This window comes from Hyella patelloides LEGE 07179, from assembly GCF_900659865.1.
In the GTDB taxonomy this organism is placed as follows: Bacteria; Cyanobacteriota; Cyanobacteriia; order Cyanobacteriales; family Xenococcaceae; genus Hyella; species Hyella patelloides.
Map to the genome: position 1 here is coordinate 1 of NZ_LR213782.1, position 26,031 is coordinate 26,031.

Sequence of the window (26,031 nt, forward strand, 5' to 3'; positions counted from 1 at the left end):
CTCAAGAGTTAAGAGCAGCCGAAGACCCTGAATTCGAGACTTTCTACACCAAAAACATTCTCTTAAACGAAGGTCTACGCGCTTGGATGGCGACACAAGACCAACCACATCAAAACTTTGAATTCCCCGAGGAGGTTCTACCACGTGGTAACGCTCTCTAGTCCCGCAATGGGAGGCGGTCGCGACCAGACTTCTACTGGCTTTGCCTGGTGGGCTGGTAATGCACGTCTAATCAATCTTTCTGGTAAGCTACTGGGCGCACACGTTGCTCACGCTGGCTTAATTGTTTTCTGGACTGGTGCAATGACTATTTTTGAAGTTGCACACTATGTTCCTGAAAAGCCCATGTACGAACAGGGCATGATCTTAATTCCTCACCTAGCCACATTAGGTTGGGGTGTAGGTCCTGGTGGTGAAGTAATCAATACCTATCCTTACTTCGTTGTTGGTGTATTACATTTAATTTCTTCTGCGGTACTTGGTTTGGGTGGTATTTACCACGCAATCCGTGGACCCGAAGTATTGGAAGAATACTCCAATTTCTTTAGTCAAGATTGGAAAGACAAAAACCAAATGACCAACATCATTGGTTATCACCTCATTCTTCTTGGATTAGGTGCATTCCTTCTTGTCTTCAAAGCGATGTTCTTTGGTGGTGTTTACGATACCTGGGCTCCTGGTGGTGGAGATGTTCGTCTCATCACTAACCCCACTTTAAACCCTGCTGTTATCTTTGGTTATCTAACTAAAGCTCCCTTCGGTGGAGAAGGTTGGATTGTTGGTGTTGATAACATGGAAGACATCATCGGTGGTCACATCTGGATTGGTTTGATTTGTATCTCTGGTGGTATTTGGCACATCTTAACCAAACCTTTTGGTTGGGCGCGTCGTGCTTTGATCTGGAACGGAGAAGCATACCTTTCTTACAGTATCGGTGCTGTGTCTTTCATGTCATTTATTGCCTCTACCTTTATTTGGTTCAACAACACTGCTTACCCCAGTGAGTTTTTCGGACCTACTAACGCAGAAGCATCTCAAGCTCAAGCTTTTACTTTCTTAGCTCGTGACCAACAAATGGGTGCTAACATCGGTTCTGCACAAGGTCCTACTGGTCTTGGTAAATACTTAATGCGCTCTCCCACTGGTGAAATTATTCTTGGTGGTGAAACCATGCGCTTTTGGGACTTCCGTGGTCCTTGGTTAGAACCCATGCGTGGTCCTAACGGTATTGACTTGGACAAAGTAAGAAATGACATTCAGCCTTGGCAATTACGCCGTGCTGCTGAATACATGACTCATGCTCCTAACGCTTCCATCAACGCTGTAGGCGGTATCATCACTGAGTCTAATTCTTTCAATTTCGTAAACATCCGTCAGTGGTTGGCTTCCTTCCAATTCTTGATGGCTTTCTTCTTCCTCGTAGGTCACTTATGGCACGCAGGACGCGCTCGTGCTGCTGCTGGTGGTTTTGAGAAAGGAATTGAACGCGAAACTGAGCCAGTATTAGCGATGCCTGATTTAGACTAATCGATATTTTTGATTAGTTAATTAAATTAAGTATATTGAATAAGCTCCTATCATTAATGATGGGAGCTTATTTTTTTGTTTCGTCATATTGGTTACCGTTGTCTTTTTTGAGACTCTTTCGATCTTTGATGAAGATATTATATTAAGCGAACTTAAACAATACCGCTTCTCACGCATTAACAAGAGACGAAGGTTTAGAGCTAGGATTCATGATGTCACCGAGTCAGAGTAAACAATAGTTTTGGTGTTTTTTCTTCAGAAAAAACAATGTGCTATCTATCTAGCCAGTGCGCGAGAATTGGTATTATAAACTCTCTCTCAGCTTTGCTTAGAAAATAGTCAGCTTAAATCAAAGCATCCCCACCGACTAGCAATCAACTGGGGTTGCTCTGAAATTTCTGGCTCTTGCACTCAAGGTCAGTCAGTACGCAACCCATGAGAATACCATATATTGTTTGAGTAAGGATAAGCACTCATTTGCCCTTACAGTTTGTTTATAGTAAATATCTAGATTTTTCCCATAGCGTTTATACAGACTTAATTAAGCTTTGATGTGGTTATAGACATCCATGTATTTCTTACCTGAATTGTTCCAAGAGTAATCATATTCCATACCTTGTTGAAATAACTGTTCAAATTCTTTGGGAAACTCTTTATATAAACCGATTGCTCTTTCCATAGCGGTTTCTAAAGCATGGTTATCAGTTTGATAGAAGACATAGCCGTTACGTTTTTCTGGCGCACGATCTAAATCGAAATCACGGTCAAATACCGTACTTAATAAGCCTCCTACTCCACGAACAATAGGAACAGTGCCATATTTTAAGCTAATTAATTGAGTTAATCCGCAGGGTTCATAGTTACTAGGAACAATCATCATATCTGCTCCTGCATAGATTAAATGAGCCAAAGATTCATCAAAACCAATCTCTAAATGAATATCGGGATTACTATTAAGGTGATGTTTTTCGTGCCAGAATTGACTGTTAATAGTTGGTTCGGTAGCAGAGCCTAAAAGGACAAATTGCGCCCCTCTATCGAGAGCATAGTACATCGCGTGATGTACTAAATGAACTCCTTTCTGTTGGTCTAATCTACCGATATAAGCAATAATCGGTTTATCGCAATCTTTTAATAAGAGTTTTTCTCGTAGAGCTTTTTTATTGAGAGCTTTCCCCTTCAAATTATCAATAGAGTATTGGTGAGGAATAAATTCATCTACTTCAGGATTCCAGATATTGTAGTCCACACCGTTAAGAATTCCGCTAAATTTATCTTGATAAATTTCTAAAGTATGACCCAAACCATAACCGACATCTTGAAACCTGGCTTCCCAAGCGTGGTGAGGTGAAACAGTATTGACATAATTAGAGTAAACAATACCACCCTTCATCATGTTCAGTGCAAAAGGATTAAAGTTATCTTTAAGATGATCGTACTGGAAGTAATACTCTTCGCGATTTAAACCAGTTGCGTGCAGCATATCTGCACCGGCCATACCTTGATGTTTGAAATTATGGATAGTGTAGCAAACTCGCTGATTATCCATACCATGATACTTATACACTTCGTAAAGCATTACGGGTACTAAACCAGTTTGCCAATCATGACAATGAATAATGTCTGGACGTTTACTACTAACTAACAAGAACTCTAAAGCAGCTTTACTGAAAAAAGCAAAGCGCATATTGTCGTCGTTTCCGCCATAGTAATAACCACGATTGAAGAAATTATCTTCAGATTGGGGCTGTATGAAAAAGCATAATCTACCATGTACCCAGCCACAGTAAACATCGCAGTAGATTTCACCAACATACCAGGGTACGGAAAGTCCTTTATAGGCTTCGTGGAGTCCCCATATTTGGTCGTATCTCATGCAGTCGTACATAGGAAGAATTATCTCAACACAATTACCGCGAAGTTCTAATTCTCGACTCAACCCGTAAACGACATCCCCTAAGCCTCCAGCTTTAATAACTGGCGCGCATTCTGAGGCAATTTGCACGATATACATACCTAATCCTCTCTTAACAAAATTTTATTTTTATATATTTTGTTTAAAATTCTAAGCTATATATGACAAATCTTACTATCAAGAGAGAATTAATCTTGATGAATTAACGATGAAATTAAACGTAATCACCGCAAGCTGACAATAGAACTGTATAAAGAACAGGAAATAATAAACCTTGATTTGAGGCGTGTTATCAATTAACTTAGATGAATATCATGAGTGACGAAACTCTTCTAACTTATCTATCGTGTCCAGAATTTTAATAAAGTGTAGTCCAAACTCAGTAAACTCATATTCTACGCGGGGTGGAATTTCTGGGTAAGAAACTTTATTAACAATGCCAAAGTTCAACAGATCTGATAATCGTTCGTTAAGCACTTTTGTAGTTAATCCATCCACTGCACGAGTCATCGCTCCTGGGCGATTAATACCACTACGAATTAAATAAAGAACTTTTAGCATCCATTTGCAACCCAATGTGTGTTCAACAATATAGGCAACTTTAGGTTGAGCATTAATTATTGTGCGATCGCTTATTTTTTGTTCTTGACTGAAACTTGTTTTTTTTCTCATTTGCTACCAAAAGGTTGATACCTTACTAAATTGTGCTTACTTGTGGTTTCTTATGGCATTTCTTTAATCTAAATACAATTACGAAATCTTGTCACAAATTTATTCTATATAGATAGGGAGGTTGGTAATGTCTTTGATGAAAGCTGCTCTTTTAACAGAATTTGGTAGTGCAAATCAATTAGAAATTCAAGAAGTTCCTAAGCCTCAACCAAAACACGATCAAATTTTGGTACGAGTATGTGCTACCTCAATCAATCCAATTGACTATCAAATTCGTCGTGGTGACTACCAAGATTTGGTCAAGTTACCTGTTATTATCGGCGTGGATATTTCTGGGGTAGTTGAAGCTGTTGGAGAATCGGTAACGAGTTTTCAAATAGGTGATGAAGTATATTACTCGCCACAGCTTTTGGGTGAATCTGGTAGTTATGCAGAATATCATGTCGCCAGTGAGCATATCGTCGCTCGAAAACCATCAAAGATCTCACATATTGAAGCAGCTTGTTTTCCTCTGGCTGCTGGAACAGCCTGGGACTGTCTAGTTACAAGAGGTAAGTTGCAAGTTGGTGAATCGATTTTGATTCATGGTGGGGCTGGAGGCGTGGGTTCATTTGCCATTCAGTTAGCTAAAGCAATGGGGGCTTATGTTTTTACTACCTGTAGTGCAAAGAATCATGATTTAGTTAAAAAGTTGGGTGCCGATCGCATCATTGATTATCAAAAAGAAGATTATGTAGCAGCGATCGAATATGAGACTCAGGGTAAGGGGATCGATTTAGTATTGGATACAATTGGTGGAGAAACCATTCAAAAAAGTCTTGAGATAATTCGCCCTTATGGTCGGCTTGTCAGCATCGTTGATATTGATAATCCTCAATCATTACTCACAGCCTGGGCTAAAAATCTCACATTGCATTTTGTTTTTACATCTCAAGAAAACACCAAGTTGAACTCACTCAGGCAGCTAATTGAACGTAAACAGCTATTTCCTATAATCGAGCGCGTCATGCCTTTAATTCAGGTAGCAGAAGCTCATCAGCGTTTAGAACAAGGTGGTACAAGAGGTAAGATAGTTTTACAAGTTTTTGATGATTGACATTTTGCCAACTATAGCAATACAAACTCAGTAGATTCTTCTTCAAAAAAAGAGTTGAAAACGAATCGCACGGCGAAACCTGCCACTTCGGGATCGCGCCGAGCCAGCATAATCAAGAGAAACACCTATTAAGTATAGGGTGTTATCAATTAGGCCAAATGACAAAAGCAGCAAGATTAATAAAATAAAACAATACTTTTGTTTCCTATCTCTTGATGAGAAGTAGTAGTATTAGCTAACAGCTACGATAGTATAGTTACGTCTCAAAATCTCCTAGCAAAATGTATCCTAATGCCAATAAAACTCCTTCTGTCGCTAAATGGCAAGATTTACACAGGCTGAGAATTCCCACAATTAATCAGTTAGATAATATTAAGTCCCATCTTGACTTGGTAATTTTGGCGTTAGAGCGATCGCAAATATTACTTCTGAGACAATTTTACAAGCAGCAACTACTCTTAATTTAGAGTCGATTGTTAAAGATAGAGTGGAGCTATGGCGGTTACGACAAGCAAATCCCTGGCGTAAAAGTGCTGGAGGAAGAAAAAAGTTAGATGTAGAAGAGGCTCGTTCTTTAGTTTTAATTATTTGTTATTTGGCAAAACAAGAAAAAGAGTTATTACGACGAGCCGTTAGTCTTTTAGAACAAGTTACTGCCCAAAATAAAGAGCCTCATACAATGGCATTGTTAGGAGATTATTTAGATAAATTTATTAATTTATACCAAGAGAGAATGGCTGAGGAAACAGCAATTAATTCTGATGGATTGTATCAGTTAGGACTCAAACTATTAATCGATTTACTTTTTTATAGTGGTAATAGCGGACATCGTTTATTGTGGTTGGCTATTTTGGGTAAAGCATCATTTAAGGAAGAAAGAGAGAAGAAGGAATAAAAAGGTAATAGGCAAAAAATAACAGATATTGTCTAGCAATCAACCAACAACGAACTACTAAATACTGTAAGGAATTAGTATATTACGTCCCTAGCAACTAATCAATAACAAAATTATGGATTCTTCTTATACTGTTATTCGGCGTTTTACGCCTCCGACTTGTACTTTAGAGATTTGGGGAAAAAACTCGCCTTTGTCTCGTTGGACAAAACAAACTGTAGTTAAAGATATTCAGTTTAAACTGAGTTTTGACGACCCTAGAATCTTAGAAGTAGAACCAATTACGATTTCAGGCGATCGCCTGAAATTAGAACAGCTTTACGATCTGGTTTTAGACCATACAGAAGGTTTTTTAGCACAGTCTTTTAATAATCAAATACCTGCTTTAGCTATCACTAATCAAGAACAATTAGCCAATTCTACTCAGCCTTATCTAACATCTCAAGGGTTAATTAATCATCAGCTGAATTTGGGTAGTTTAGCAACAAAAGAAAGCCCTACAACAATCGATCTTTCAGCAACTCAATTATTCGATTTGGTATCGGCTTTAGAAGAATATAAAACCGAAATGGCGGTATTGACAGAATTAGAAACTCAAAAAGCGCAAAAAGTTCGTAAGCTAATACCTATTGGTGTTAGTGTCGCAGGAATTTTATTAGCCGTAGGCTTGACTACTGTGGGTATTAAAGTTGCTAACCAGCCAGAAGAACGAGATCGAATAGCAGCTATTGAAGAATCTCAACCTGAAGCAACTTCAACTGTTCCTCAAGAGGATGTTATTCCGCCAAAAGTACCTGAAGTCGCCGAAAAACCTGTCACAGGAATTCAAGAAAGTGAACCTCTTTCTTCATTAGAGACATTACCTCCTCCTCCTGCGGTAGATACTCTTAAACCTCCCCCAAATATCCCCGATCCCTCTCAGTATCCGCCATCGGGAAATTTGACCATTCCACCTATTTCTTCTTTACCGAAACCAAATTCTGCATCTGAGACAGCTAAATCTACTACTGAAACTTCGCCAGATAATTCTCAGGTAGAATCTACTATTAACATTCCTCCTGAAACTGCAAAGCCAGATTCTCCAGAAGAAACCACACAATCTGAAACTCAAAAAACTACAGAATTGGAAATTGCTACAGAATCTAATGTTCAAACAGCAACATCACCTTCTGTTAGTTCTGTTACTGAGGATAATAGTCTTCAACCTTTAGAGCCTGACGAACAAGCAGAAATTACAATTAGCGAGGAAAATGTGGCGATAAAGGCAGAAATTGGGGAAAAATTAGAACAAGCTGCTTCTTTTGATAGCAGAGTAGAGTCTGAAGCGATAACAGAAAACACAACCGAGGAAAATCTCAATCTTAATAATGATGAGATTGCTCTAGAGAATACTACGCCTAAACCAACGACGAAAGAATCAACTATTATCGAAAACGATTCAGACTCGATAGCTCCTACAACACGACAACTTCAAGAAGCAGCAAGTTATTTTCGCCAAAAATGGCGATCGCAATCTGAATTACAACAAACTTTAGAATACCGTCTGATTATCAATCAAGATGGTTCGATTAAACGCATTATTCCTATTGGTAAGGCATCAGAAATTTATCTAGATCGTACTGGTGTACCCTTGATGGGAGAGCCTTTTGTTTCCGCTTTCCCACAAGAACAAAGTCTTGTCATTCGCTTATTACTTAGCCCTGATGGAGAAGTGAGGACTTTTTTAGAGTAAAGACTTATCGATTAATCATCCTCCAGGGAGATGAAAGTTCTCAGCAGTTGTCATACTCTTTTGCTATGAGAATTAATAATTTGCTTGTCTAAAATTAATTAAGATAATGCTATGTTTATTCCTCTTGGTTTCACCTCAAAATCTGTCCAGACAAGTTTGGGCAAAATAGTTTACTATACTAACGATCGCCCACCTTGGAACGATTTAAAATCAAATTCCCCAGAAACTTTGGTATTTTTACATGGTTTGGGTGGTGGTTCTTCAGCTTACGAATGGTCAAAAGTTTATCCTGCTTTTGCTGCTGAATATCGTATCCTGGCACCAGATATGCTTGGTTGGGGTAGATCTGAACATCCCGAACGCGACTATCAGGTAGATGATTACGTTACTACCATTGCAGAGTTCTTGAGCAATACCTGTACTTCACCCGTTACTGTGATTGCTTCTGCTTTAACGGCAGCCTTTACTATTCGAGTAGCGATCGCAAATCCTCAATTATTCAAATCCATGATTTTGACGACGGCTGCTGGATTAAATGAATTTGGCAGAGACTATCAGGATAATTTCTTTACTAAGTTAGCTGGAACTCCAATAATCGATCGCTTGCTATACAGTACGGGAGTTGCTACCAGTTTTGGCATTCGTGGCTTTTTAGAGCAGCGTCAATTTGCCAGTAAAGATAGAGTTGACTCTGAATTGGTAGAAGCATATTTGCAATCGGCACAACAGCCCAATGGAGAGTATTCCGCACTGTCTTTTGTACGGGGAGATCTGTGTTTTGATTTGACGCAATATATTACTCAATTAACAATCCCGACGGCGTTAATTTGGGGTCAAGAATCAGAATATATTGGACCGAGGGTTGGTCGTCGATTACAAGAAATGAATCCCCAAGCAATTCGCATTATGTATCAATTGAATGATGTCGGTTTCACTCCCCAACTAGAACTACCTGCTATTACCATTGGACTAATTCGTCAATTTTTACCTCAACTAGAAACCAGTAATTCTCAGTCAGTCTTGGAAGAGGATTTACCAGCTTTTGATAATTAATCATGAAGGTATATAGTCAAGATTCGTAAATTAAAGGGTCGTCATCGATATCAAAACCTTTGGTAGCAATGGTTTTAATCGTATTACCAAGAGGTGAGATTATAGAAAGTTGCTTCAATGCTCCAGAAATACAAGGCAGATCTCCCACAACTAAAGACTCATAATCGAGTGAAAGCTGCCTGCGACGTATACGTTTTTCTGTGTAAAAAGTAATGGGAATTCTACGTCGGTTAAGCTCCTCAACGACTCGGCGTTCTTCTTGTCTAAGCAGTTCGTTCCCTTGCTCTTGAATAAATGCTTGGGAAATTACCATAGAACATTTATTTTTGTAATATTATTGAATTAATTTTGTCATACAATGCATTATAAAATGAGATCGCAGAATCTTGTTTGAGAAACTGTCGTAAAATAGAAAGTCTGGACTTGAGTGATAGTCAGATAACTTTATACCAATTCTCGCGTACTAGCCAGATAGATAGCACATTATTTTTTCTCAAGAAAAAACACGAAAACTATTGTTTACACTAACGGGCGTGACTCCTGTATGGACGCGAAATAAGGGGTCTCTACTGACTCCAAAATAAGTCTCTTGTTAATGCATGAGAAACGGTATTAGATATGGATCGAAAATAAGGAAATTAAGAATAATGACTATTAGAGTAAGGATTGCTCCTTCACCCACAGGTAACTTACATATTGGCACAGCAAGAACGGCGGTATTCAATTGGTTATATGCTCATAACCAAGAAGGTAAATTTGTTTTAAGAATTGAAGACACCGATCTAGAGAGATCGCGTTCTGAATATACTGAGAATATCAAGTCTGGTTTAGAATGGCTTGGTCTAACTTGGGATGAGGGACCTTTTTTCCAAACTCAACGGCTAGATAAATATACAGCAGCGATTCAAACTTTGATCGATCGAGGGTTAGCTTATTCTTGCTACTGTACCCCTGAAGAGTTAGACAAAATGCGGGAAAATCAAAAAGCTAAAGGTTTGGCTCCCCGCTATGATAATCGCCATCGCAATCTCTCTTCAGAAGAAAAAGCAGCTTTTGAAGCCGAAGGACGTAAACCAGTCATTAGATTTAAAATTGACGACGATCGCGAAATAGTTTGGCAGGATAAAGTTAGAGGTAGAGTATCTTGGCAAGGAAGTGATTTGGGTGGTGACATGGTAGTCGCTCGTGCTGGAGAGACAGAAGCTATTGGACAACCCCTCTATAACTTAGCTGTAGTAGTAGATGATATTGATATGGCAATTACCCATGTCATTCGTGGAGAAGATCATATTGCTAATACTGCCAAACAAATTTTACTTTATGAAGCTTTGGGCGCAAAAGTACCTGAATTTGCCCATACGCCTTTAATTCTCAACCAAGATGGTAAAAAATTGTCTAAAAGAGATGGGGTAACATCTATAGATGATTTCCGTAAAATGGGTTTTCTCCCCGAAGCATTGGCTAACTATATGACTCTGTTGGGTTGGACTCCCCCAGATTCAACCGAAGAGATTTTTACCCTGGAAGAAGCAGCAACTAAATTTGATTTAGGGCGAGTTAACAAAGCGGGTGCAAAATTTGATTGGGCAAAACTAGATTGGATTAACAGCCAGTATTTGCATAAAATGCCAGCTAATGAGTTAGTAGAGTTATTAATTCCCTATTGGCAATCAGCAGGATATGAAGTTAACCTAGATAGCGATCGGTCTTGGCTAGAAAGTCTTACTGCGATGGTTACACCTAACTTGACTCGTTTAGCAAATGTGGTTGAAGAAACCAAGCTCTTATTTGGAGAATCTGTAGAGTATACCGATGAAGCTATCGAATTTCTGAAACAAGAAGGAGTCGATCTGGTTTTACAAGAAGCTATTACTGCAATTGAAGAAGCTGACACTTTAGAAACAGCAGACGCTAAAGGAATTATCAAGCAAGTTACTAAAAGTCAAAAAGTTAAAAAAGGCTTAGTAATGCGATCGCTACGTGCTGGTTTAACAGGAGAAATGCATGGTCCTGATTTAATTCAGTCTTGGGTTTTACTAAACCAAAAGCAATTAGATCGAGGGCGTTTAAGCAAAGCTTTGAGCTTAATTTAAATTAAAAAAGGTGGGCAATGCCCACCTCACTAACTGATTTTTTAACTCAAACTAACTAAAGATTTCGTAAAGTCTTTTCTTTAAATGGGAGAGAAAGCTAATCTTCTATAAAATAATGAATAATAAATAAAAACTTAAGAAAAATTACTTAATAATGACCAGTCGTCTTCGTAATGCTGTCACTAATCAAGAATTTCTAATTACCGCAGAAGTTGCTCCTCCAAAAGGTAGTAACCCAACCAGAATGCTAAAAGTAGCACAAAAATTAAAAAATCGTGTTCATGCTGTAAACATCACTGATGGTAGCCGTGCGGTATTGCGAATGTCTTCTTTAGCTGCTTCGGTAATCTTGCTTAATAACGGTATTGAGCCAGTATGTCAGGTCGCTTGTCGAGATCGCAATGTTATTGGTTTACAAGCTGATTTAATGGGAGCATCTGCTTTAGGAATTACTAATATTTTGGCATTAACGGGCGATCCTGTAAAAGCGGGAGATCATAAAAAAGCCAAAGCAGTATTTGAATTAGAATCAGTTAGATTACTCAGACTGATTAACAAACTCAATCAAGGTATTGACTTTAATGATAAAAAATTACCCGATGAGCCTTTAAACCTTTTTGCTGGTGCTGCTGTGGATCCACAGTTAAAAAGTTGGTCTGGTTTACAAAAACGTTTTGAGCGCAAAATCGAAGCAGGAGCGCAGTTTTTTCAAAGTCAAATGATTACAGATTTTGATAAATTAGACAAATTTATGGCTCAAATTGCTTCTGTGGGCAATAAACCCATACTAGCAGGTATTTTTCTGCTAAAATCAGCTAAAAACGCCCAATTTATCAATAAATATGTTCCAGGGGTAGATATTCCCCAATCAACTATCGATCGCCTAGCCCAAGCCACAGACCCCTTGCAAGAAGGAATAGCGATCGCAGCAGAGCAAGTCAAAACCGCTAAAACCTTATGTCAAGGTGTTCACTTAATGGCAGTTAAAAAAGAAGAATTAATCCCCGAAATTCTCGATTTGGCAGGAATTGAAGCGATTGATGATTAGCAAATGATTTTCATTCAAGGCTGGAAAAAGCTAACTGCAACTGTTCCTTTTATAATCACAATTACAAGTCTTATTTTAGGGAGCAAAACTTCTCTATCAACTGTTTCCTCAACATCGATAACTCGTGAAGAATGTGAAGCAGACTCTTCTTTTGTCTTTATTCCCCCTGGAGAATTTATTCTATTTAGCGATCGCCAATAACGAGATTTTGCCTATAACGTTTCAGCACAATCCATTGCCAAGACAGAAGAAGGCATTTTTCAGGCAGAACAAAAATTACGACAAACAGGTTGGTTTGAAAAGGAAAATCCCCGTCAATCTATATTTCTACCTAGCTATTTTATTGGTCGTAATCTAGTTACTAACCAGGAATACCAAGAATTTATCCAAGCTACCAATCATCAACCACCTGGTATCAGTGAAGTAGAATATCAACAACAAGGATTTTTAGTTCATCCCTACTCTAAAGTAAAAACCTTTTTGTGGAAAAAGAGAAACTATCCTGATGGTACAGCCCAACATCCAGTAGTGCTAATATCTGTGGGCGATATCTCTGCTTATGCTAGCTGGAAAGGAAAGCAAACAGAAGCAACCTATCGTCTACCCACCGCTATGGAATGGGTAAAAGCTGCTAGAGGAACAGATGGAAGATATTTTCCTTGGGGCAATAATTGGCTTGATAAAGGAACAAATGCTGCTGTTAGTGGTTTACATTATACCAGTGCGATCGCAACTTTTCCTCTCAGTCGTAGTGTTTATGGTGTAGAAGACATGGCAGGAAACGTCTTTGAGTACACTTCTAGCCTTGAAAATCAGGGTACTCATATTGTAATGAAAGGATGTTCCTGGGACGATTTACCAGGATTTTGTCGTGCTGCTTACCAACATACTCGTCCAATTAATTCTCGCCATATTTTATTTGGCTTTCGTCTAGTTAAAGAATAAGACGCATTATTTGCTAATCGTCTCCACCACCAATACCAATACCAGTGTTATAGATAGTAGCACTGGTAACATCCAAACCAATCATTGACGCACCAGATACATCAGCATCAATTACTGTAGCAGCAGTCAGATTAACACTATCTAAATCAGCATCATTGAAACTGGCGTTGGTCAAATAAGCAGCAGTTAAATCAGCATTTTCTAAGTTTGCACCAGTCAAATCGGCACCTTCTAGGTTCGCGCCTAATAAATTAGCACCTTCTAGGTTTGCTTCTCTTAAATCTGCACCAATAAGATGGGCTTCCTGTAAATCTGCATTACTAAGATCGCATCGATAACATTCGCCTGTAGAGAGTAACTGCTTTACATGGCTGGGATTTTCTGCCTGTACGGGAAATGTAGTTGCTAGTACAAAAAGTGCGCCGACAGTGGCAAATAATTTGGTTTTCATTTTTGTTTCCTGGGGTCGCTATCAAAACAGCTATCTTTATAAGACCCTCTGGATACCTGTTTTTTGGTTCACTCATGTTGTACCATAATTTTCTTGCCAAATAAATCGGTCAATCGTCATAATTTTGGTGAAAAAACCCTACTTTTCAAAACAGGATTGAAATAGCGCGACAGTCTTGCAGAAGGGTTTCCCGATCCAGATAAAAATGTACATACGTACTGTTGAAAGAATGCTTTTCTTTCCAAGAGCATCGGGAAGCATTCGGTAAGCACGCGGGGTCTTCCCTCATTTTCTCTCATCATTAATCATTAAACGTTGGTCAGCAAAAGTTGACATTTTTCTCAAAAAAAGTGATAATAGATACAGAAAATAAATCGTTCATCTCTTTCAGTATTTTTTATCAAATTTTTTCATAAAATTACAGAGAGACGGAAGTAAGGAGTTACTCCTGAAGGAACGCGCCCCAAACTCATTACCAAATTATTTTGGAGGCGAATTTTATGAAACTTAACTATCGTGGTGTTAATTACGATTACAACCCCCCAGTAGTTGCTACCAGTGAAGGCGAAGTTGCTGGTAAATTCCGTGGCTTAGATTGGAGATTCCGTAACTTAGAAAAACCCCCAGTCTTGCAACCACCCCTAAACTTAACTTATCGTGGTGTAGCCTACAGTAATTGTCCAACAGTTAAAGCTACAGGAACACCCCAAGAACCCAAAGTTAAATCTTTATCTCGTTGGTTGATGCTGCACAAAGAAAAAATGGCGAAAAATCGCTCTGCATCTATGTTAAGCCGTACAGCCCACGAAATCGGACTTTAAATAGGGCAGATGGCAGATGTTTACTAGGTAAAAGTAAAAGCAAACTAATTTCTTAACTAAAATTTTGCGATCGGGGTTACAGTGACTTTATTGTCATTGTCCCCGTTTTTTTATGATTTCAAATAATGAAGAGTCTTCTTTTCAAGAATTAGTTGAACTTGGAAATAGTCCACGTCCCCAAAATTACAACCCAAATTAGAGCGATCTTTTGATACGGTAATAGTCGGACTACAAATCATCAATCTTGTCACACTGTTAATTAGTAATGTCATCTTCAGCCCAAAACTTTCAATGGTTGCATCGAGGAACAAGTGAAATTTTCCCTAACCAACCAGAATCCAATAATCCAGAAGAAAACCTGGAACAGAGAATCCTCAATAGCGATCGCCCTTTACGGGTTAAACTAGGTATCGATCCCACTGGGACAGATATTCATCTCGGACATAGTATCCCTTATCGAAAGTTACGGGCGTTTCAAGATGCAGGACATATTGCAGTGGTGATTATTGGGGATTTTACCGCCCAAATCGGCGATCCTACAGGAAAATCTGATGTTCGTCGTCAGTTAACCCCAGAAGAAGTCAAAGCTAATGGAGAAACTTATCTCAAGCAATTACGCCCTATTCTCGATTTTGATACCCCTGGTAGATTAGAAATTCGCTACAATTCCGAATGGTTGAGCCAATTAGATTTAGCGAAAATCCAAGAACTGCTAGCTACGATGACAGTAGGTCAAATGTTAGCTAAAGAAGGTTTTGCCGAACGCTACAACCAAGAAAAACCAATCTTTCTCCATGAGTTTTTATATCCTTTGATGCAAGGCTACGATTCTGTTGCTGTAGATGCGGATGTGGAATTAGGAGGAACAGATCAAAAATTCAATATTGTTGTGGGTAGAGATTTACAGCGACACTTTAAGAAAAGACCACAGTTTGGCTTACTATTACCTATTCTGTTAGGCACAGACGGAGTACAAAAAATGTCTAAATCTCTTAATAACTACGTGGGGTTACAAGAAGATGCTTTATCCATGTATTCTAAGTTGGAAAAAACCCCTGACGCACTGTTACCAGAATATTTTGAATTACTAACTAACCTCGATTTAACTAGCCTTCCCGAAAATCCCAGAGAATGTCAACAGAAATTAGCTGTAGAGATTGTCTCTCAGTTTCATGGTAAAGATGCAGCTCAAAAAGCACAACAAGATGCCATAGAAATAGTTAAAAAAGGTGGTGCGGGGAGTGATAGTGTACCTAAATATTCCCTTGCAGAAGTAGAATTTCCTGCCAAAATTTTTTATATTCTAAATGTTAGCGGATTATGTAAAAGTAGCGGAGACGGTAGAAGACAAATCAAAGGGGGTGCAGTGCGCTTAGACGGAGATCGCATTACTGAGGAAAATCTTACTTTTAATTCCCCTGATGAGTTATCTGGAAAGGTATTACAAGTAGGGAAAAAAAGATTTGTACGGTTAGTTTAAGGAATAAGGAAGTGGAAAAAGTAGGAAGAGATAAAAGAGATAAATAAGGATTAAGAAGATAAGGAAAAATAATAATAGCAACAGTTAGCTATTAACAATTAACCACTGTAAGGACGTTCTATCAGAACGTCTCTACCCACTAACCATATTATCCCCGTTTACCCCGCTTAGTTTGGGGCTTGACGGAACTAACCATTAACGTATGAGCCATAAAATAATCGTTCCCCTAGATGTTCCTACTTTAGAAGATGCCAAGACTCTTGTCGAGAAATTACCCCAGGTAAGCTTTTGGAAAGTGGGGTTAGAACTTTTTGTGAGTACGGGTGCAGATATTTTGCAATACCTCAAAGATCGGGATAAAAAAATCTTTCTCGATCTTAAGTTTCATGATATCCCTAACACTGTAGCGGGTGCTTGTCGTTCGGCTCTTATTTATGAAGTAGATTTGTTAACTCTCCATGCAACAGCAGGAAGAAAGGCATTAGAAGCTGCGGTAGCTGCGGTTAAAGATGCGAAAAAACCACCCCAGTTATTAGCTATTAGCTTGCTTACCAGTATTGATAGTCGTAGTTTAGCTTTCGATCTCAAAGTACCCCTAGAGTTGCCAGAATATGCTCTTAATATGGCAATGTTAGCCAAAGAATCGGGACTTAATGGCGCAGTGTGTTCGCCCCAAGAAGTATCTAAATTGCGGGAAGTTTGTGGTCAAGATTTTACTTTAGTTTGCCCAGGAATCCGTCCTAGTTGGTCTGTTAAAGGCGATCAAAGCCGAATTGCTACTCCTAAAGATGCGATCACTCAAGGAGCAAGTTATCTGGTGATTGGGCGACCTATTACGGCTGCGGATAAACCTGCTGAAGCATGGGAAAGAATATGTCAGGAAATTGATGATGAGGGATGAGGAATGAAAAATATTATTTTGGGAAAAAAAGCGATCGCTTTTTAACAATTTATCATCATTAAAGCGATCGCCTTTGTTCTGACGTTTAGCTAAAGATACTCCAATAAACCAAGTCTTACTTAAAGTAATAACTTTTTCCCTCCAGGTCATATTATCTAAGGTAGCCAGTAGATAGCTAAGACAAAATAGTAAAAACACTTAATTTTTAAGAGTTTAATTTTATTTAAAAAATATCTAAGTATTATCCTCAATAATAAGGATAAACAATCGGGGATCGACAATGAAATTACCAATAATAAAATTAGGCTTTGCTGGGAAAAAATAGCTAACAATTATTAATTACTCAGGATTAATTGCATTATAAATTGCGGAATAATCAGCATCAGCTAAACCAAGAGCGATCGCTTTTTCAATAATGCTTTTAATTCCTTCTAAGTTATCTGTTACCAAGCCTAATTCTTGTGCTTGAGTTAAAAACAAATCGGTATCTTTGAGTAAATGTTTGGTAGGAAAATTGGGATTAGCAAAATTGCGATCGCACATTCGAGAGAGTTTTTTATCAAAAGTCGGTGCGTATAAAGCACTTTCTCGTACTACCTGCATAAATTGTTCTACATCTACTCCTTGGCGTTGCACAAAACCCAAAGTTAAGGCAAAAGTAGAGGTTAAACCAGCAATTAACTGATTTAAAGCTAGTTTCATTGCCGAGGCTGTACCTACTGCACCAATATGCATTGGTTCGGGACTATAGTGCTTTAAAACAGGTTTCCATTGACTAAATTGTGCCTCTGTACTACCTACCATTACAATTAATTCCCCTGTTTTCACTTGGGGTATACTACCCAATACAGGTGCTTCGAGATATTCTCCTTCTGCTGCGGTAATGCTGTTACAAATTGTGGTGCTTTCTTGAGGAGAAATTGTTCCCATTTGGATAATAGTGCATTTTTTGAGTAAAGATAAAGTATTTTCTGCCAACAGCATTTCTTTAATAGCATTAGCGTCAGTTAGCATCAAAATAATGCAGTCAGCTTCTTCTACAACAGTTTTAGGAGAATTAGCTGCAATTGCACCTGCTTTCTGTAGAGGTTGTAATTTGCTAGTGGTGCGATTATATACAATTACAGATAAGCCAGCTTCTAATAACTTTAACGCCATTGGCTGACCCATTAAACCCGTACCAATTAAACCAATTTTCACGCTTTTTTTCTCCTTTTGTTAGCAAACCAAATCTGTAGCTGTTGACGACATTCTGTTTCTGCAATTCCTCCTAATACGGTTAATTTATGATTGGAAGCAGCACTATCTGGGATATTCAAGACAGTCTGAATTGCTCCAGTTTTAGGATCGTCAGCACCATATACCAATAATTTAATTCTGCTATGAATAATCGCCCCCGCACACATCGGACAGGGTTCTAAGGTTACATATAGAGTACAATCATTAAGATGCCAATTCTGTTTTGTTTTACTAGCTGTTTGGATCGCTAAAATCTCTGCATGGGCAGTAGCATCACAATTTCTTTCTTTGTAGTTGGCTGTTTTAGCTATTACTTTACCATTTCCATCAATAATAATAGCCCCTACAGGTATCTCTCCTGCTTCTCCTGCTTGTTGCGCTAATTCCCTCGCTTTTGCCATCCATTGACAATGAGCCAAATAAGTTTCGTGGTCTAAATTAACCAGAATATTTGCTTCTTTACTCATTAACCGTTCAACATTTGTCAGTATTTTATTTGACGTTTTTTTGAGTACAATTACTTAATTAATTCAAATCAATGGTAGAGCTAGAATATTATCAGTTATAGTTTCCAGAAATAGCTAAAGAAAGCGATCGCTTTTCGATTTCGTTGTACTTCTTACAATCATTTACAGGGAGTTGTAGACTACAGCTAACCCTTACAAACTTTGAATAATATTTTGTCGGGGCTTGAATGTTTCAATTAATCGTAATTTATGATAAAACTCTTTTTCTTGATCGCTGATTTGTTTGGGAGTTACGATTTGAATTTCTACTAACTGATCTCCGCGCACTCCGATTTTGTCAGGATAACCTTTATTTGCCAAACGTAATCTTTGACCAGAGCGTATTCCTGGGGGTAAATTCATTTTGACTAAACCATCTATCGTAGGTACTTCTATTGCACCTCCTAGCACTGCTTCTATGGGGGAAATGGGTACTTTACAAAAGACATCTGTACCTTGAATTTCAAAGAAAGGATGACGAGCAACGGTAATTTTAAGATACAAGTCTCCGCCGTCTAATCCTTGTCCCTTCAAACGAATTTTTTGCCCATTAAACATTGCAGGAGGCATATCTACCTCTAAAGAGCGTCCATCTTCCAAGCGAATACGCTCTCTACCACCGCGATAAGCTTTGCTTAAGGGTAGGGTTAATTTAGCTTCAATATCTCTTCTGGGAGGGCGAGAAACCACCCTTTGTCTTTTGGTAGTGCCTGGACGATAATCTGTACTATCTACCCTCGTACTGCGGGGACGCTCTGCTGTAGGGGTGCGATTTCGCGGAGGATGATCGTTACGTACAAAATTATCAAAGGGATTGTATCTAGAAGTTTTAGTTTTACTACTTTTTTTCCCCCAAGCTTGACTAAACTGGTCATATTGCGATCGCTTTGTGGCATCAGAAAGTACTTCATAGGCTTCATTGATGTCTTTGAATTTTTCTTCAGCCATTTTATTTCCTGGGTTTTGGTCAGGATGATATTTTCTGGCTAAAGAACGATAAGCCCGCTTAATATCTTGGCTAGAAGACTTCTTCGTTACACCTAGAATTTCATAATAATTCCGTAAGTTTTGCATCCTTTCGTTGTCAGCTATCTATCAATGATTAATTAGAAACAAGCACTAATCGGGGGAATGCTTAAGCAGTCGTTGTTAGTCAAGTCATCAAACCAATTTATAACATTATTGATAATTTTTTAGTATATATTATGTACGTTTTAGAACCACTCATCATCCTCTTCATCCCAATCGTTTTGATAGGGAATGCTGCGAGAACGATCTCGACTACTATAGTAACGACGGTCTATACTATCATCATAATTCCCATCTTGCGATCTATTATTCTCTCGTTTTCTGCTCTGATTGGGATTATTTCCTGAATAGTTATCTGAGTTACGACGGCGGGAATTGCCATAGTTATCTTGGTAGTCATCTTGATAACCATTTCCGTTACTTCTGCGAGAGTTATCATAATTATCTTGGGTTACATCTCGATAACCTTCTCTACCGCCACGGCGAGAATCCCCATAACTATCATCTTGATAATTACCTAAATTGCGACTACGGGAATTGCCATAGTTATCTTGGTAGTCATCTTGATAACCTCCACCACCACGACGGGGACTGTCTCCATAATTGTTTTGATATCCTGGGTTACGATTGCCTCCACCATAGTTAGGATAACCATAATTATCACGATAATCTCCCTGACGAGGATCGTAACTGTAATCTTCATCCAATCTCTCTTGTTCATCATCACCCAAGAAAGTTTTGCGAATTGCGCCAAAGAAATCATCATCATCTTCATCTTCGTATTGCAATCGAACTTCTCGATTTAGTTCGTAAAGAGTGTCTTGTAAGTCAGCTTGCGCTCTATCTAAGACTCTTTCATCATCTTTTTCTAGACTATCGAGGATTTCTTCGCATAAGACGTCTATACGACGACGATAGTAGCCAGCGAATTGACTACCAAAATCTAAAGTAACTTCTTTTAACCTGCGTTGTGCTTGATCTGTTAGAGCTTTAGCACCATTGCGTTTTTCTACCCTTTCCCTGCGTTCGCGATCTTGATCTGCAAACTGTTCCGCATCTTTAATCATACGGTTAACTTCAGAGTCACTTAGAGTAGAAGCACCTTGAACCGTAATTCCCTGTTCTCTACCAGTGGTTTTATCCCTCGCGGTAACTTGTAAGATACCATTGGCATCAATATCTAAAGACACCTGAATTTGGGGGATTCCTCTAGGCGCGGGGGGAATTCCAGAGAGTTTAAATCGCCCCAAAGATTTATTCCCCGAAGCCATTTCCCGCTCTCCTTGAACAACATGAACTTCTACTACTGTTTGATTATTTTCCCCTGTAGAGAAAGTATCAGAACGACGTACAGGAATAGTAGTATTGCGGGGAATCAGTTTGTTAGTCACCCCTCCAATGGTTTCTAAGCCCAAAGACAAAGGAGTAACATCTAACAACAGAATATCTTTAATCTCGTTATTCAAAATTCCTGCTTGTACCGCAGCACCAATAGCAACTACTTCATCAGGATTGACGTTTTGATTTGGCTCAAGATCGATGTAACTACGAACTAAATCTTGCACCATCGGAATGCGAGTCGAGCCACCCACTAAGATTACTTCGTCAATTTCCATGGGGCTAATTCCCGCATCAGAAATAGCTCGTTTGAGGGGGCGACGTAACCGAGATACTAAATCACCACAAAGCTCTTCAAACTTAGCTCTATTTAACCTCGTTTCAATATGTTTTGGCCCATTGGCATCTGCTGCAATAAAAGGTAAATTAATTTCGGTAACTGCTACTCCAGAAAGCTCTATTTTGGCTTTTTCTGCTGCTTCTGTCAGACGTTGTAAAGACTGACGTTCTTTACGTAAATCTTTACAATCTTTACCTTCCTTCTCTAAAAATTCTTCCGCTAACCAATTAACAATCCGTCTATCAAAGTCATTACCCCCTAACTGAGTATCTCCACTGGTAGACCTTACTTCAAATACTCCATCCCCAATATCGAGAATCGAAACATCAAAAGTGCCTCCACCAAGGTCAAATACCATCACTGTTTGGGGTCGGCGACGGTCTAAACCATAGGCTAAGGCTGCTGCGGTAGGCTCATTAATGATTCTTTTAACATCTAAACCTGCAATTCTTCCTGCATCTCTAGTAGCTTGTCGCTGAGAGTCATTAAAATAAGCTGGTACGGTAATTACTGCTCCCGTGATAGTTTCCCCTAAATAACGTTCTGCTTCTTCCACTAACTTACGCAGAATCATGGCAGAAATTTCTTCAGGAGCAAATTCTTTTTTCAAACGAGGACAACGAACTTTGATATTGCCAATCTCGTCACGACGAATAGTGTAGGGAACTTTTTTCGATTCTGCCTGTAATTCGCTGTATTTACGCCCCATAAATCTTTTAATGCCATAAAAAGTATTTTGAGGGTTTAATATAGCCTGTCTTCTAGCGAGTTGTCCCACTACCAATTCTTCATCTTTACTAAAACCCACTATAGATGGGGTAGTTCGCATTCCTTCAGAGTTGGCAATAACGACTGGTTTTCCACCTTCCATAACGGATACTACAGAATTGGTTGTTCCCAAGTCGATACCGACTACTTTTCCCATGGGTTTTTAAGTCTCCTATTATTTTTCCTCGCTAGTGGTTTTTCTGCTATGTGCAACCTTCTTTATTTATCATAGGTTAACTCATAGAGGAAGGTTTTTTGCTGAATTTCTTTTTACCGCCAATAAATACTATGTTACTATTTTTTTGAAATTATAATGCGATCGCTAATGCTGTAAGATAGCTTCATTATCTTTATGGCGATCTCTAAATATTTCATGATTACTACTGTCATAGATATCGTAATGCTCCGATCTGGTTATAAGCGTTAGTATAGTTGATTGGAGAAAAGCGATTGTAGGCTTTTTTCCCATTACCCATCAACTCTCCTCACCAGAAAACTTGTTCAGCAAACCCTAATTAGTTAAAGCACTTCCTGGTCCTTGAAACATCAACCAAGATAAGAAAAAATTAGTAACAAATATAGCTAGTAAAGCAGTAACTACCGCCGTAGTAGTAGATTGTCCTACTCCTTTGGCTCCTCCAGTAGTTGTCAGTCCCCAACTACAACCGATAACTGCGACTAACCCACCAAAAACTACAGCTTTAAATAAAGCACTCAATAAATCCCAAATCTGCATAAAATTACGTATCGAATCGAGAAATACTACTTGAGAAATACCGTAGAGATTGCTAGAAATAATTAATCCTCCAGTAATTCCCACAACTAAAGAAAGTAAGGTCAAAATCGGTAACATCAAACAACAAGCAATAACACGGGGTACTACCAGATAGTCAATGGGGTCGGTTTTCAGAACATAAAGAGCATCAATCTGCTCTGTAACTCTCATTGTGCCGATTTCGGCTGCAAAAGCCGAACCTACTCTACCTGCTATCACGACTGCGGTTAATACAGGAGCTAATTCTCTAGCTAAAGCTAAAGCTAAAACCCCTCCTACTGCTTGTCCTGCACCAAAATCAAGAAATTCCCGTGCTACTTGAATGGTAAATACCATCCCCACAAAAGCAGCCGTTACCAAAGCAATCCATAAAGAATCAGGGCCTACTGCTGCCATCTGTTCCATAGTATTACGACGATTAATTTTCGCTTTCAAGAGATGAACTATGGTTTGTCCGCCTAAGAATGCGGCTGCTGTCAAGCGTTGCAGCCAAAGTCTAATTCCACTATTCAAGGTAGTTTTACTGATTATTGATTGCCAGTATTCTACTACGTCAGAGAAAGCATGAAAGATGAATTATGAGGGATGAGGTTAAAAATTCATTGATTGGGTGATTGGGTGATTACTGAGATTACTCTTCATTTTTATCAATACGGAATCTTTCAACAGAAGATAGTAAATCACGAGCGATGCTTACTAAGCTTTGCAGTGAACCCGCTACCCTTTGGGATTCTTGGGATGTTGCCTGTGCTGTTAATTCGACCGATTGCATTACCTGTGCCACCGCACGGGAGTTTTCTCTTTGTTCTACCGTATCTGCGGTAATTGAACGAACCAAAGTATCAATACGATTGGATACTTGAATAATATCTTCTAAGGCTGTTTTTGCCTGTTCTGCTCTGTCGGTAACGTCAATTACTTCCTGAATACCTTCTTCCATAGCGGTCATTACCGAGCCTGTTTCACTTTGAATTTGCAAGACAATCTGCTCGATTTCTTTTAATGATTTACCAGACCTATCTGCTAACTGTCGTACCTCATCCGCAACTACCGCAAAGCCCCGTCCGGCTTCTCCTGCTTTGGCTGCTTGAATAGAAGCATTGAGAGCTAATTGGTTGGTTCTTTCGGCGATTTGGGAGATTAACAAGACAATTTTTGAGATTTCTTGGGATGCTTCTGCTAGGCGTTTTACTTTCCGCGCTGTTTCCGATACCGTTTCTCTAATCTGGAATATTCCTGCTACCGTACTTTCTACCGCTTTACCTCCTTTAAGTGCTGTTACCGAGGAAGAACGGGCTACTTCTTCTGCTTCGCGGGCGTTCTCTGCTACCCTCTCGATAGATTCCGTCATCATCTGTACTGAATTAAGAGTTACGGCTAATTCTTCTGCCATCCGCAATGCTTCACTAGATTGGTTACGAGCAAACAATTCACTATCAGTAGAACTTTTATTTACCTGCTCGGCTGCTTCTTTTACCTGACGGACAATTTCTCGCAGACTTTGAATGGTTAAGTTAAAGGCATCGGCAACCGCCCCTAATACGTCAGCAGTTACAGTGGCTTGTACGGTTAAATCCCCTCTAGCTGCGCCTTCTACGTCATCCAGTAAGCGAATTACCTGACGCTGTAAGTCTTCTTTGGCTTGTTCGGTTTCTTCTGCTCTTCTTTGTGCTTCTTGGGTGGTAGTCAAAATAACTCTGGTCATGCGGTTAAAGCCCGTTGCCAAGCGACCAAACTCATCTTGGGAATAAACTGTGGCTTTGGCGTTCAAATTACCTTGATAAACATCATCAAATTGATTCTGTAGGTTTTGAGTCGCTTGATTGATTTGCTTAGTAATCATTGAGCCAAAAAACATAGTTGTAGTAAAACCAGCAACTCCAGCTACTAAAGACATTAAACTGCTACTCACCAAGTCGATAGAAGGTGTTCCTTCTTCTGTTTCAGGAGCAAGTAAAATGCTACTTCCGACACCCGCACCCAATACAGCGATCGCTGATACTATACCAGTACAACAAGCTGTAATAAATTGTTTTTTGGGCATAGTCGCATTAATAAAACCGCCCCAAAATCCTTGTCTAACTTCAACTACTGGTTCAATTTCTGATTCTGTGGTAACCATGCTGCTATCTATACTATCCGCAGCAGCAAAGGCATCATCTTCTACACCAACCAACTCTGAGCTTTCCATACCCTGGTTCATAGAAAAACTAGAACCTGCCTCACTCAAATCCCCTGAAACGTTAAATAAACCAGTATCAGGAAGTCCCTGCTCTAATTCTTCTAAATCGAAAAAACTACTATCAATTTCATCAAATTCCAACTCATCTTGGTAATCTAGCCCGTCATGTTCCGATGACTCTCCAAAATTAAAGCCTTCTGAATTATCAATAGCATGAGGCTCAGTGAGAACTGTATCAATTTCTAATTCACTATTAGCTGTGAAATTATTTTCAAAGTTATTATCTAGACCAAGCTCTTCATCACTAAACTCATCATCATCAAATTCATCATTATTTGTTTCTGAAAGATAATTGTTTTCTTCTATATCGTAGTCTACTTCATTGTCGGGCTCGGCAGTCTCGCCAAAAGAATCAGCAGCTAGGTATTCGTCTTGCTCATCATCTTCTTCAACCATAAAGGTTTCACTATTGTGTACTGAACCATAACTGTTTTCTTCCGTATCAGGAGTTATCGATTCCAAGGTAAATCCAAAAGAATCTGACTCAGCAGAGTCTACTATATCAGGAGAATCAAAATCAGAAAACGGGTCTTCATAATCTCCATCATCTTCTGCTAGCTCATCTATAGAGTCTTCACTAAAAGAATTACCAAAACCATTGTTTTCTATCTCGTCCTCAGCAAAGTTGTCTAGTTCAAAATCAGAATCATGAGAATTAAAGTTGGCAAAATCCCCATTTTCAGAAGCACCAGAATCTATCCAGTCTGATTCGGCAAAAGAGTTTACTGATTGTTGCTGTAATTTTCTAACGTGTTCAATTCCATTATGAGCGCATTCTACTACATCTTGTTCTGAGCTTAATCCCAAAACAGCCTGATACTGTTCTTCGGCTAGGTCATAATTCTGAAATCCAGAGCAATAGATGTGACCCCTGAGCAATAAAATATTCGGATTATCTGAAAATTCTTCAGCTAAACGGTCGATAATTTTAGCTGCTTGAGTAAAATCTCCTTCTCGATAAGCTTTTTCTGCTTGTCCGTATTCTTGTGAATAGTTAGTTCCTGATGCCATCTGCTTTTTATCAAGTTAATTTAAGTGTTGTTTACGCAGTTGAGAATTTACTGAGGATTTTGAGCAACCGTCGGATTAGACTCGATGATGTTTGAGCTTGAGGCAGAGTAATCTCTGACTTGTAACAGCTTCGCTTAGGCAGTAATTAAATGTC

General features: G+C 39.0%; 21 protein-coding genes, 2 pseudogenes and 1 riboswitch. Of the genes and pseudogenes, 13 read left to right on the forward strand and 10 right to left on the reverse strand.

What is annotated here, in order from left to right; genetic code table 11:
* Window positions 1–161 (forward strand): annotated as a pseudogene (locus H1P_RS04450) (photosystem II D2 protein (photosystem q(a) protein)); the annotation flags it as partial.
* Window positions 145–1,527: a photosystem II reaction center protein CP43 gene (gene psbC / locus H1P_RS04455; RefSeq protein WP_144864558.1), complete on the forward strand. Its 1,383-nt coding sequence runs from the start codon at window positions 145–147 to the stop codon at window positions 1,525–1,527. The pseudogene H1P_RS04450 and the gene psbC, both read left to right, overlap by 17 nt.
* A 541-nt stretch (window positions 1,528–2,068) precedes the next feature.
* Here psbC and glgA read toward each other — a convergent pair.
* Together glgA and H1P_RS04465 are read right to left on the reverse strand one after the other, a co-directional pair.
* Window positions 2,069–3,541: a glycogen synthase GlgA gene (glgA, locus tag H1P_RS04460; protein ID WP_144864560.1), complete on the reverse strand. Its 1,473-nt coding sequence runs from the start codon at window positions 3,539–3,541 to the stop codon at window positions 2,069–2,071.
* A 213-nt stretch (window positions 3,542–3,754) separates the two neighbouring features.
* Window positions 3,755–4,114: a winged helix-turn-helix transcriptional regulator gene (locus H1P_RS04465; RefSeq protein WP_144864563.1), complete on the reverse strand. Its 360-nt coding sequence runs from the start codon at window positions 4,112–4,114 to the stop codon at window positions 3,755–3,757.
* A 127-nt stretch (window positions 4,115–4,241) separates the two neighbouring features.
* Here H1P_RS04465 and H1P_RS04470 point away from each other — a divergent pair, with 127 nt between their 5' ends.
* The 4 genes and pseudogenes from H1P_RS04470 to H1P_RS04485 all read left to right on the forward strand — a co-directional run bounded on the left by H1P_RS04470 (window position 4,242) and on the right by H1P_RS04485 (window position 8,890).
* Window positions 4,242–5,210 carry a zinc-dependent alcohol dehydrogenase family protein gene (locus H1P_RS04470; RefSeq protein ID WP_144864565.1) on the forward strand — a complete coding sequence of 323 codons (969 nt, stop codon included), beginning with the start codon at window positions 4,242–4,244 and terminating at the stop codon, window positions 5,208–5,210.
* Window positions 5,211–5,491: 281 nt separating this feature from the next.
* Window positions 5,492–6,105 (forward strand): annotated as a pseudogene (locus H1P_RS04475) (DUF3038 domain-containing protein).
* A 115-nt stretch (window positions 6,106–6,220) separates the two neighbouring features.
* The gene (locus H1P_RS04480; protein ID WP_144864567.1) at window positions 6,221–7,837 is read left to right on the forward strand and encodes a DUF4335 domain-containing protein; all 1,617 of its coding nucleotides are present in this window, start codon (window positions 6,221–6,223) and stop codon (window positions 7,835–7,837) included.
* Between the two features lie 111 nt (window positions 7,838–7,948).
* Window positions 7,949–8,890, forward strand: coding sequence for an alpha/beta fold hydrolase (locus H1P_RS04485; RefSeq protein WP_144864570.1), 942 nt, complete (start codon window positions 7,949–7,951; stop codon window positions 8,888–8,890).
* A gap of 16 nt (window positions 8,891–8,906) precedes the next feature.
* Here the strand turns inward: H1P_RS04485 and H1P_RS04490 are convergent, their stop codons facing one another.
* Window positions 8,907–9,203 carry a hypothetical protein gene (locus H1P_RS04490; RefSeq protein WP_186375833.1) on the reverse strand — a complete coding sequence of 99 codons (297 nt, stop codon included), beginning with the start codon at window positions 9,201–9,203 and terminating at the stop codon, window positions 8,907–8,909.
* Window positions 9,204–9,537: 334 nt separating this feature from the next.
* Between H1P_RS04490 and gltX the strand changes: the two genes are divergently transcribed.
* The 4 genes from gltX (at window position 9,538) to H1P_RS04505 (ending at window position 12,976) form a co-directional block, all read left to right on the forward strand.
* Window positions 9,538–10,983, forward strand: a complete 1,446-nt coding sequence (gene gltX / locus H1P_RS04495; RefSeq protein ID WP_144864572.1) for a glutamate--tRNA ligase — start codon at window positions 9,538–9,540, stop codon at window positions 10,981–10,983.
* A gap of 154 nt (window positions 10,984–11,137) precedes the next feature.
* Window positions 11,138–12,031, forward strand: coding sequence for a methylenetetrahydrofolate reductase (locus H1P_RS04500; protein WP_144864574.1), 894 nt, complete (start codon window positions 11,138–11,140; stop codon window positions 12,029–12,031).
* 3 nt (window positions 12,032–12,034) lie between these two features.
* The gene (locus tag H1P_RS38100; RefSeq protein ID WP_246141466.1) at window positions 12,035–12,232 is read left to right on the forward strand and encodes a hypothetical protein; all 198 of its coding nucleotides are present in this window, start codon (window positions 12,035–12,037) and stop codon (window positions 12,230–12,232) included.
* A gap of 54 nt (window positions 12,233–12,286) precedes the next feature.
* Window positions 12,287–12,976 (forward strand): formylglycine-generating enzyme family protein, encoded by a 690-nt coding sequence (locus H1P_RS04505; RefSeq protein ID WP_281291088.1) that lies wholly within the window; start codon window positions 12,287–12,289, stop codon window positions 12,974–12,976.
* A gap of 13 nt (window positions 12,977–12,989) precedes the next feature.
* Here the strand turns inward: H1P_RS04505 and H1P_RS04510 are convergent, their stop codons facing one another.
* On the reverse strand, window positions 12,990–13,427 hold the full coding sequence (locus H1P_RS04510) for a pentapeptide repeat-containing protein (protein ID WP_144864576.1): 438 nt from the start codon (window positions 13,425–13,427) through the stop codon (window positions 12,990–12,992).
* A gap of 373 nt (window positions 13,428–13,800) precedes the next feature.
* Window positions 13,801–13,890: riboswitch (Glutamine riboswitch) on the forward strand.
* Between the two features lie 37 nt (window positions 13,891–13,927).
* Here H1P_RS04510 and H1P_RS04515 point away from each other — a divergent pair.
* The 3 genes from H1P_RS04515 (at window position 13,928) to pyrF (ending at window position 16,629) form a co-directional block, all read left to right on the forward strand.
* Window positions 13,928–14,248: a DUF4278 domain-containing protein gene (locus tag H1P_RS04515; RefSeq protein WP_144864579.1), complete on the forward strand. Its 321-nt coding sequence runs from the start codon at window positions 13,928–13,930 to the stop codon at window positions 14,246–14,248.
* Window positions 14,249–14,513: 265 nt separating this feature from the next.
* Window positions 14,514–15,728: a tyrosine--tRNA ligase gene (gene tyrS / locus H1P_RS04520; RefSeq protein ID WP_144864581.1), complete on the forward strand. Its 1,215-nt coding sequence runs from the start codon at window positions 14,514–14,516 to the stop codon at window positions 15,726–15,728.
* Between the two features lie 202 nt (window positions 15,729–15,930).
* Entirely contained in the window at window positions 15,931–16,629 is a 699-nt protein-coding gene (gene pyrF, locus H1P_RS04525) for an orotidine-5'-phosphate decarboxylase (protein WP_144864583.1), read from the forward strand.
* Window positions 16,630–16,968: 339 nt separating this feature from the next.
* Here pyrF and H1P_RS04530 read toward each other — a convergent pair whose 3' ends face one another.
* The 6 genes from H1P_RS04530 to H1P_RS04555 form a co-directional block, all read right to left on the reverse strand.
* Window positions 16,969–17,829 carry an NAD(P)-dependent oxidoreductase gene (locus H1P_RS04530; protein WP_144864585.1) on the reverse strand — a complete coding sequence of 287 codons (861 nt, stop codon included), beginning with the start codon at window positions 17,827–17,829 and terminating at the stop codon, window positions 16,969–16,971.
* On the reverse strand, window positions 17,826–18,335 hold the full coding sequence (gene tadA / locus H1P_RS04535) for a tRNA adenosine(34) deaminase TadA (protein WP_144864587.1): 510 nt from the start codon (window positions 18,333–18,335) through the stop codon (window positions 17,826–17,828). The genes H1P_RS04530 and tadA overlap by 4 nt, the downstream gene beginning before the upstream one ends.
* A gap of 192 nt (window positions 18,336–18,527) precedes the next feature.
* Window positions 18,528–19,448 (reverse strand): DnaJ C-terminal domain-containing protein, encoded by a 921-nt coding sequence (locus H1P_RS04540; protein WP_144864589.1) that lies wholly within the window; start codon window positions 19,446–19,448, stop codon window positions 18,528–18,530.
* 140 nt (window positions 19,449–19,588) lie between these two features.
* On the reverse strand, window positions 19,589–22,006 hold the full coding sequence (dnaK, locus tag H1P_RS04545) for a molecular chaperone DnaK (protein WP_144864591.1): 2,418 nt from the start codon (window positions 22,004–22,006) through the stop codon (window positions 19,589–19,591).
* 354 nt (window positions 22,007–22,360) lie between these two features.
* The gene (locus tag H1P_RS04550) at window positions 22,361–23,137 is read right to left on the reverse strand and encodes an MlaE family lipid ABC transporter permease subunit (RefSeq protein ID WP_246141467.1); all 777 of its coding nucleotides are present in this window, start codon (window positions 23,135–23,137) and stop codon (window positions 22,361–22,363) included.
* A 118-nt stretch (window positions 23,138–23,255) separates the two neighbouring features.
* On the reverse strand, window positions 23,256–25,877 hold the full coding sequence (locus H1P_RS04555; RefSeq protein ID WP_144864595.1) for a methyl-accepting chemotaxis protein: 2,622 nt from the start codon (window positions 25,875–25,877) through the stop codon (window positions 23,256–23,258).
* Window positions 25,878–26,031 lie beyond the last annotated feature (154 nt).

Excerpts from the sequence above, each read along its gene's own strand:
- glgA (WP_144864560.1), bottom strand. The coding sequence starts at position 3,541 with ATGTATATCGTGCAAATTGCCTCAGAATGCGCGCCAGTTATTAAAGCT.
- H1P_RS04465 (WP_144864563.1), bottom strand. The coding sequence starts at position 4,114 with ATGAGAAAAAAAACAAGTTTCAGTCAAGAACAAAAAATAAGCGATCGC.
- H1P_RS04470 (WP_144864565.1), top strand. The coding sequence starts at position 4,242 with ATGTCTTTGATGAAAGCTGCTCTTTTAACAGAATTTGGTAGTGCAAAT.
- H1P_RS04480 (WP_144864567.1), top strand. The coding sequence starts at position 6,221 with ATGGATTCTTCTTATACTGTTATTCGGCGTTTTACGCCTCCGACTTGT.
- H1P_RS04485 (WP_144864570.1), top strand. The coding sequence starts at position 7,949 with ATGTTTATTCCTCTTGGTTTCACCTCAAAATCTGTCCAGACAAGTTTG.
- H1P_RS04490 (WP_186375833.1), bottom strand. The coding sequence starts at position 9,203 with ATGGTAATTTCCCAAGCATTTATTCAAGAGCAAGGGAACGAACTGCTT.
- gltX (WP_144864572.1), top strand. The coding sequence starts at position 9,538 with ATGACTATTAGAGTAAGGATTGCTCCTTCACCCACAGGTAACTTACAT.
- H1P_RS04500 (WP_144864574.1), top strand. The coding sequence starts at position 11,138 with ATGACCAGTCGTCTTCGTAATGCTGTCACTAATCAAGAATTTCTAATT.
- H1P_RS38100 (WP_246141466.1), top strand. The coding sequence starts at position 12,035 with ATGATTTTCATTCAAGGCTGGAAAAAGCTAACTGCAACTGTTCCTTTT.
- H1P_RS04510 (WP_144864576.1), bottom strand. The coding sequence starts at position 13,427 with ATGAAAACCAAATTATTTGCCACTGTCGGCGCACTTTTTGTACTAGCA.
- H1P_RS04515 (WP_144864579.1), top strand. The coding sequence starts at position 13,928 with ATGAAACTTAACTATCGTGGTGTTAATTACGATTACAACCCCCCAGTA.
- tyrS (WP_144864581.1), top strand. The coding sequence starts at position 14,514 with ATGTCATCTTCAGCCCAAAACTTTCAATGGTTGCATCGAGGAACAAGT.
- pyrF (WP_144864583.1), top strand. The coding sequence starts at position 15,931 with ATGAGCCATAAAATAATCGTTCCCCTAGATGTTCCTACTTTAGAAGAT.
- tadA (WP_144864587.1), bottom strand. The coding sequence starts at position 18,335 with ATGAGTAAAGAAGCAAATATTCTGGTTAATTTAGACCACGAAACTTAT.
- H1P_RS04540 (WP_144864589.1), bottom strand. The coding sequence starts at position 19,448 with ATGCAAAACTTACGGAATTATTATGAAATTCTAGGTGTAACGAAGAAG.
- dnaK (WP_144864591.1), bottom strand. The coding sequence starts at position 22,006 with ATGGGAAAAGTAGTCGGTATCGACTTGGGAACAACCAATTCTGTAGTA.
- H1P_RS04555 (WP_144864595.1), bottom strand. The coding sequence starts at position 25,877 with ATGGCATCAGGAACTAACTATTCACAAGAATACGGACAAGCAGAAAAA.